Consider the following 7247-nt stretch of genomic DNA (forward strand, 5'->3'; position numbering starts at 1 on the left):
GAGGCCGTCGCCGGTTCACCCGTCCAGCGCGGCTCCGCCGCGCAGCGCGGCGCGCCGGGCGCAGCCGTCGAGGCGCCGGGCATGCTCGCTTCGCATTATGCGCCGCGCGCCGCCGTGCGGCTTGATGCGACGTCGGTAAGGGACGGGGAGGCGTTGCTCGCCTTTGGCCCTACCCGCGTCCCGGGTGCGGACAAGGCCGTCGCCTTGGTCAACCTGTCGCCCACGGGCCGCCTGCGCGAGGCCGCCGCCAATCTCTTTTCGATGCTGTCGGACCTCGACCGATCGGGTGCGGCTTCGATCGCCGTCGAGCCCATCCCCACGGACGGTCTCGGCGAAGCCATCGCCGACCGCCTCGCCCGCGCCGCCGCCCCGCGAGGGTGAGGGCGCGGTCGGTTTTCGTCCCGGCGCCGCCAGCCCCTTGGACAAAGGCGCGCCTGGCCTTACGGTGCCGCGCCCGTCCACCGAGTCAGTTCCATGGCCGCCCCATTGCCTCCCGACCTCATCGCCCGCTTTGCCGCCATCGTCGGCGAGCGCCACGCGCTGACGACCGCGGCCGACGTTGCCCCGCACGTGACCGAGCCGCGCGGCCTGTGGACGGGGCGCACCAGCCTCGTGCTCAAGCCGGGTTCGGTGGAGGAAGTGTCGAAAATCCTCGCGCTGGCCACGCAGACGCGCACGCCCGTCGTACCGCAGGGCGGCAACACCAGCCTCGTCGGCGGCGGCACGCCCGACCTGTCGGGAGGTGAGATCGTTCTGTCGCTGTCGCGGCTCGACCGCATCCGCGAACTCGACGCCGCCTCCAGCACCATCACCGTCGAGGCCGGCGTGGTGCTCCAGCGCGTGCAGGAGGCGGCCGACACCGCCGGCCGCCTGTTTCCGCTGTCGCTGGCCTCGCAGGGCTCGGCCCAGATCGGCGGCAATCTCTCGTCCAATGCCGGCGGCACCGGCGTGCTCGCCCATGGCAATGCCCGCGAACTCTGCCTCGGCGTCGAAGTGGTGCTGCCCACGGGCGAGATCTTCGACGATCTGCGCAAGCTGAAGAAGGACAACACCGGCTACGACCTGAAGAACCTGTTCGTGGGTGCGGAAGGCACGCTCGGCGTCATCACCGCCGCCGTCCTCAAGCTCGTGCCAAAGCCCAAGGGGCGGGAGGTCGCCTGGGTCGGCCTGTCCTCGCCCGAACGCGCGCTGTCGCTGTTTTCGTTGGCGCTCGACCGCGCCGGCTCCGGGCTTACGGCCTTCGAGCTCTGCGCCGCCCTCTCGGTCGATTTCTCCGTCCGCCACACGCCCGGCCTGTCCGCGCCCCTGGCGGGGCGGTATCCATGGCTCGTGCTGATCGAGATTTCGTCCGGCCGCTCGGCTGCGGATGCCCGCGCGCTGATCGAGGAGATACTGACCGAAGGCTTCGAAGCCGGTCTCGCCGACGACGCCGTCATCGCCCAGAACCTGTCGCAGGCGCAGGCCTTCTGGGCCATCCGCGAGGCGATGTCCGACGCCCAGAAGCCGGAAGGCGCCTCCATCAAGCACGACATCTCCTTGCCGGTGGCCAGCATTCCGGCCTTCATCGAAAAGGCGGGCCGGGCCGTGCTCCAGGCCGCGCCCGGCGCGCGCCTCGTCACCTTCGGCCACATGGGCGACGGCAACCTTCATTACAACGTCTCCCAGCCGGAAGGCGGCGACAAGGCATCCTTCCTGGCCCGCTACCGCGAGCTGAACGACGTCGTCCACGGCGTGGTGCGCGACTTTTCCGGTTCCATCTCGGCCGAACACGGTATCGGCCGCATGAAGCGCGACGAACTCCTCGCCACCCAATCGCCCGTCGCCACCGACCTGATGCGCCGCATCAAGGCAAGCTTCGATCCCGCCGGCATCATGAATCCCGGCAAGGTGATCTGAGGGCTTCAGGCAGCCGAAATACAACCAAAGGGTGTTTTTTCCCGTTTGCGTGCACCGGGGCCCGCCGACTGCCCGGCATTTTGTTGAGAAAATTCTCAACGCCTGTCCTGAAGGACAAGAACGTTTTGGATGCAGGTTGTAAATAAAGGGATCAATATTACTTTTGACACGCATAAAAAATCTGTTAGCATTTCAGAAATTGAAGGTGGGGATAATAAAATGTCTTTCCATACAGCAAAAGATGTTCGAAGGCTCGTTGATGAAACCTTGTCTTCTGCGGGGGGCGGCAGGGTAGGGGCGTGCATGGTGATGCGATACAAGGCGGGCACCAAGGTCAGCTGTGTCCAGACCACCGAGCAGGTGTGCATTCAGATCGACCGGCAGTTGGGGGACGATGGCCACGCGCGTTACCTCGGTGACGGAACATCCTGCGGCTGAGCTGAGGCTGGGGTCGTACGGGCCCCATCGCAGTCGGTTGGTCGATTTGTACTGGCAAGGGGGACAGTCATGAGCCTGCGGCGCTACATCATTGCGTTGCCTCTGATCGGGTTGGCGCTGCAGAGCTGTGGCGTGCCCCGGTTCGATCTCGCGCACGAGTCCGGCCGACCGACGATCCGCTATGTCGTGCAGCGTGTTGTTTGTGAACTGGCCGGAATGATCAGGAGCAAGGGCAATGACCCGGACAAGTTCGAGTTCAGGACCCTGCTCGTAGAGGGGGACTATGTGGTCGCGATGAGCTTGAAACTCTCGGTTACCGAAACGGGCGAACTGGCGCCCAGCCTGTCGTTCCCGTCCGTTGCGGAAAACCTTTCGATAAAGGCTGGTCTCGGCCTCACCAACAGCGCTACCCGGACTTTCACCAGAAAGATGCGGTTCTCCTTCAGGGAACTTGCCGCGCGCCTCGAGCAGGACGAGACTTTCGGGTCATGTCCCACCGAACATGAAAGCAACATATCGGGCAAACTGGGAATTCCCGAACTCGTGTATCTTCAGCAGTCTGCGCGCTCGACGTTCAACGTGCGAGGGGTCGCGGGCGACGACGAGTTCGGCGGGACGATCTCGTTCTCCGTTAAGCGGAACGTCAATTCGGCCGGCCCCACCTGGGTCCTGAGCAGTTTCGTCGGCCCGGGCGGACTGGCTGCCGTGAGGCGTGACAGCGAAAACAGTCTGACGATCGCGTTCAACGTCGGTTCGAAGCCTGGAGATATCTCGCAAGAGCCGACGCCGACAGACATCCAGGCAGCGGATCAGTATCTCTTCGAGCTGCTGATCTCCGATCGCCTCGACGAATGAAGCGAGGGTAGCACTCCGCCGGGGCATCGCTGTCGCAGGCATGACTTCGGATGCTGCGGGTCGAATTGTTCGATACCACGACAGACTCCGCTAACCATCGGCCGCGCTAGCAAAATTTAACCGAACTTCTTAAGCCCGGCGGTAAGGCCCCCGCGCTAGTCTGCAACTTATACGAGGTCGAGCAAATCGGCCCGCGAGACCGCGAACTCGGCTCTCAGGGATTGCAGGAAGGCGTAATGATGAACTCCGTGACCAAGCCCGCCTGGGCAGGCCGCAACATGCGGCTCGACCCGTTCCGGTTGCCCCAGATGACGAGCTATGCCGCGCGCGACGATCTCGGCGAGGTCACCGTCACGATAGACCGGCGCGGCGCCGTCATGCGCCGCGTGCTCGAGCGGTCCGGCCTGCCGGTCTCGCTGCTCTTGCCGGCGCGAACCTTCCAGGGGGTCGCCGCCCGTGCCATCGAGGACGGCGAGGGCAACGTCACCGTCACGCTCGAACTCCACCATGCCGATCCGATGCTGTGCGTGCCGCTCCTGGTCGCCGACGATCTCGACGACGTGGCCGCCGACTGGCGCGCCTGGTCGGAGGTGCTCAAGCTGCCGATGCTGCTCATCGAGTCCGATGGCGTGGCGCGTTCGCTGGAAGCATCGCTGAGCGCGGCGCGTCCGGTCGACCGGCGCAAGCGGTCCACGTCGCAGCCCCGCCGGCCGCGCTTTCTCGCCCGCCGCAAGAAGGGCAATCTCGGTCTTCGCCTGGTGGTGAAGGGCGAGGAGATCATCGCCCGCAACTGACCTGTCACCGGCTCGGGGCGTCAGGCGGCGGTCGGAGGTGAGTTTCGGCGCACTCAGATCAGCGGGCTGATCGCCATCCACAGCCCGCCGCCGACGAAGCCGAGGAAGATCAGCCACCCGACCGTGTTGTTCGACCTGAACAGGGCCAGGCACTGGTCGGGGTCGTCGATGTCGAGCGCCTGAACCTGCCGCATCATGTGCGCGCCGGCCGCCAGCAGGCCGGCAAGCGCCGGAAACGGCGCCATCGCCGAGGCGCAGGCCGCGCCCATCAGAAGCAGGGCACTGCCATAGAGCACGATCAGCGCCGGCTTCGTCCGGTCGCCGAACAGCCGTGCGGTCGAGCGGACGCCCACGATGGCGTCGTCCTCCTTGTCCTGGTGGGCATAGATCGTGTCGTAGCCGATCACCCACAGGACGGAGCCCGCATAGAGGAACAGCGAGGCCGGATCGACGTCGCCGAACACGGCCGCCCAGCCCATCAGCGCGCCCCATGAAAAGGCGAGGCCCAGCACCAGCTGCGGCCAGTTGGTGATCCGCTTCATGAACGGGTAGACCGCCACGATCGCCAGCGAGGCGATGCCGAGCAGGATGACGAAGCTCTCGAACTGGACGAGCACCATGAGCCCGACGAGGGACTGCAGCACCAGGAACACCCAGGCCTGTCCTTTCGTCACCTTGCCCGCCGGCAGGGGTCGCGAGCGCGTGCGCTCCACCGCCTCGTCGATGTCCTTGTCGACGATGTCGTTGAAGGTGCAGCCCGCGCCGCGCATGGCGAAGGCGCCGACAAAGAACAGCACGAGATGCCACGGGTTGGGCAACAGCGTCATCAGCGGCTCGCCCGGCCGCGCATAGGCGATCGCGGCGAGCGCCGCCGACCACCAGCACGGCCACATCAGCAGCTGCCAGCCGATCGGCCGGTCCCAGCGGGCCAGCTGCGCGTAGGGCCACAGCCATCGCGGCAGGGCCCGGTAGACCCAGTGCCCGGTCGGCGCGTCGGACACGCGGCCCTGGGTGTCGCGGGATTGGATGCTGTCCATGGCTGTTTGAGTGGCAGGGCAGGGCGCGGGCGTCAAGGGAAGCCGGGGCGGCAACGCCCGTCCGGTGCGCTCCGGCCGTTCCAGCCGGTTGGAATCGGTGTCCGCCATTCCGGGGTGAATTGACGTTTACGTCAAAAATCTCTAGCCATCGGGCCGGTGTTGCGGCAGCGTCCTGCCGCGCTATGTCGAGCATCAGCACAGCCTGGCCATCGCGGCCGGGCGTCGCAAGCACAACGGGCCGCCCGACCGGGCACGGCCGCATCTGGGAGGAATTGCCGCATGTATCGTGCCCCCGTCGAGGACATTTCCTTCGCGCTGAACGAGATTGCCGGTCTGCGCACCGCGATCGATCAGGGCGTCTTTCCCGAGCTTTCGGCCGATCTGGTCGACGCGATCCTGGCCGAGGCGGGGCGCTTCGCCGGCGACGAGGTCGCGCCGCTCGCCAAGGTCGGCGACACGCAGGGTGCCAGGCTTGACAATGCCGAAGTCACCACCCCGGACGGCTGGAAGGATCTCTACGCCCGCTGGTGCGAAGGCGGCTGGAATGCGCTGTCGGCGCCGCAGGAATTCGGCGGCCAGGGCCTGCCGCAGATGCTGGGCGTGGCCGCTCTCGAGATGTGGAACGCCGGTTCGATGGCCTTCGCGCTCGGGCCGACCCTCACCATGGGCGCGGTCGACGCGCTGGAAAAACACGCCAGCCACGAACTTCAGCAGCTCTATCTGCCAAAGCTCGTCTCCGGCGAGTGGATGGGCACCATGAACCTGACGGAGCCGCAGGCCGGCTCCGACCTGGCCGCGCTGCGCGCCCGCGCCGAACCCGCCGGCGACGGCACCTACCGCGTATTCGGGCAGAAGATCTACATCACCTATGGCGAGCACGACTTCACCGACAACATCGTGCATCTCGTGCTCGCGCGCCTGCCCGACGCGCCGGCCGGCACGCGCGGCATCTCGCTCTTCCTGGTGCCGAAGTTCCTGCCCGACGCGGATGGCAATCCCGGCGCGCGCAACGACGTCTTCTGCGCCTCGATCGAGCACAAGCTCGGCATCCATGCGTCGCCCACCTGCACGATGATCTATGGCGACGGAAAATTCGGCGACGCGCCGGGCGCCATCGGCTGGCTGATCGGCGAGGAGAACAAGGGGCTGGCCTGCATGTTCACCATGATGAACAATGCCCGCCTCGCCGTCGGCATGCAGGGCGTGGCCATCGCCGAGGCCGCCTGGCAGAAGGCCCACGCCTATGCCGCCGACCGCCGCCAGGGCAAGGCGCCGGGCTACACCGGGGAGGGCATGGCGCCCATCGTCCTGCACCCCGACGTGCAGCGCAACCTGCTCACCATGAAGGCGCTGACGGCGGCGGCCCGCGCCATCGCCTATTCCTGCGCCCATGCCACCGACATGGCGCGCGCGATGAACGGCGACGACGCCCGCCACTGGCAGGATCGCGCCAACCTGCTCACCCCCGTAGCCAAGGCCTTCGCCACCGACATCGGCGTCGACGTCGCCTCGATCGGCGTCCAGGTCCATGGCGGCATGGGCTTCATCGAGGAGACCGGTGCCGCCGTCCTCTACCGCGATGCCCGCATCGCGCCGATCTACGAGGGCACCAACGGCATCCAGGCGATCGATCTCGTCACCCGCAAGCTGCCGCTGGCGGGCGGCGAGCACGTGCATGGCTTCATCGCCGAATTGCGCGCCGACGCCGAGGCCGTGCGCGCCTCCAACCTGCCCGCCTTCGGCCGCTCCGCCGAGAAGATCGCCGCCGCGATCGACGACCTCGAGGCTGCCACGCGCTTCATGCAGGACGGACTGGCCTCTGGCCGCACGCAGGACGCGCTGGCCGGCGCCACGCCCTATCTGCGCCTCTTCGCGCTCGCGGCGTCGGCTGCCATGCTCGGCCGCGGCGCCGTCGCCTCGAAGGACGCCGACCGCATCGCGCTCTGCCGCTTCCACGCCGAAAACCTCGTCGGCGAGACGGCGGCGCTGAAGGAGCGGGTGATGGAAGGCGCCGAAAGCCTGGCGCAGGCCGCCAAGGCGCTGGGGTAGGGTTGGTCGTCCGTCGCAAGTGAGCCGGGTAAAAACGCTTCTGCGGAACGCCGCCACCCCCACCCCTTGCCCCTCCCCACAAGGGGGAGGGGCCGTCGACTCTGGTGCCTATCCGATACCCTTGCTCGAACCTTTGACTAATGTCTGGCGAGTGCGACTTCGACTGCCCCCTCCCCCT

Annotated in this window: 7 protein-coding genes; 6 read left to right on the plus strand and 1 reads right to left on the minus strand. The window is 67.1% G+C overall.

What is annotated here, in order from left to right; translation table 11 throughout:
* From EJC49_RS25315 to EJC49_RS25335, 5 genes are all read left to right on the plus strand, one after another.
* Positions 1-381, plus strand: a 381-nt coding sequence (locus tag EJC49_RS25315) for a Sua5 family C-terminal domain-containing protein (RefSeq protein ID WP_280960069.1), incomplete at its 5' end; no start/stop codon positions are given.
* Between the two features lie 93 nt (positions 382-474).
* Complete coding sequence (locus EJC49_RS25320) at positions 475-1896, plus strand: FAD-binding oxidoreductase (protein WP_126702694.1); 1422 nt, start codon at positions 475-477, stop codon at positions 1894-1896.
* Between the two features lie 129 nt (positions 1897-2025).
* Positions 2026-2334 (plus strand): hypothetical protein, encoded by a 309-nt coding sequence (locus tag EJC49_RS25325; RefSeq protein ID WP_126702695.1) that lies wholly within the window; start codon positions 2026-2028, stop codon positions 2332-2334.
* A 69-nt stretch (positions 2335-2403) separates the two neighbouring features.
* Positions 2404-3189 carry a hypothetical protein gene (locus EJC49_RS25330; protein ID WP_126702696.1) on the plus strand — a complete coding sequence of 262 codons (786 nt, stop codon included), beginning with the start codon at positions 2404-2406 and terminating at the stop codon, positions 3187-3189.
* A 239-nt stretch (positions 3190-3428) separates the two neighbouring features.
* On the plus strand, positions 3429-3983 hold the full coding sequence (locus EJC49_RS25335; protein ID WP_126702699.1) for a DUF6101 family protein: 555 nt from the start codon (positions 3429-3431) through the stop codon (positions 3981-3983).
* Between the two features lie 53 nt (positions 3984-4036).
* Here the strand turns inward: EJC49_RS25335 and ubiA are convergent, their stop codons facing one another.
* A complete protein-coding gene (gene ubiA / locus EJC49_RS25340; RefSeq protein ID WP_126702697.1) occupies positions 4037-5020 on the minus strand; it encodes a 4-hydroxybenzoate octaprenyltransferase in 984 nt (327 codons plus the stop codon).
* A 279-nt stretch (positions 5021-5299) separates the two neighbouring features.
* Here ubiA and EJC49_RS25345 point away from each other — a divergent pair, with 279 nt between their 5' ends.
* Complete coding sequence (locus EJC49_RS25345) at positions 5300-7069, plus strand: acyl-CoA dehydrogenase family protein (RefSeq protein WP_126702698.1); 1770 nt, start codon at positions 5300-5302, stop codon at positions 7067-7069.
* The last annotated feature ends 178 nt before the right edge of the window (positions 7070-7247 follow it).

The organism is Aquibium carbonis (genome assembly GCF_003970795.1).
Taxonomy (GTDB): Bacteria; Pseudomonadota; Alphaproteobacteria; order Rhizobiales; family Rhizobiaceae; genus Aquibium; species Aquibium carbonis.

What these genes read in the sequence shown, in the direction of transcription:
- EJC49_RS25320 (WP_126702694.1), top strand. Translation starts at nt 475, where the DNA reads ATGGCCGCCCCATTGCCTCCCGACCTCATCGCCCGCTTTGCCGCCATC.
- EJC49_RS25325 (WP_126702695.1), top strand. Translation starts at nt 2,026, where the DNA reads ATGCAGGTTGTAAATAAAGGGATCAATATTACTTTTGACACGCATAAA.
- EJC49_RS25330 (WP_126702696.1), top strand. Translation starts at nt 2,404, where the DNA reads ATGAGCCTGCGGCGCTACATCATTGCGTTGCCTCTGATCGGGTTGGCG.
- EJC49_RS25335 (WP_126702699.1), top strand. Translation starts at nt 3,429, where the DNA reads ATGAACTCCGTGACCAAGCCCGCCTGGGCAGGCCGCAACATGCGGCTC.
- ubiA (WP_126702697.1), bottom strand. Translation starts at nt 5,020, where the DNA reads ATGGACAGCATCCAATCCCGCGACACCCAGGGCCGCGTGTCCGACGCG.
- EJC49_RS25345 (WP_126702698.1), top strand. Translation starts at nt 5,300, where the DNA reads ATGTATCGTGCCCCCGTCGAGGACATTTCCTTCGCGCTGAACGAGATT.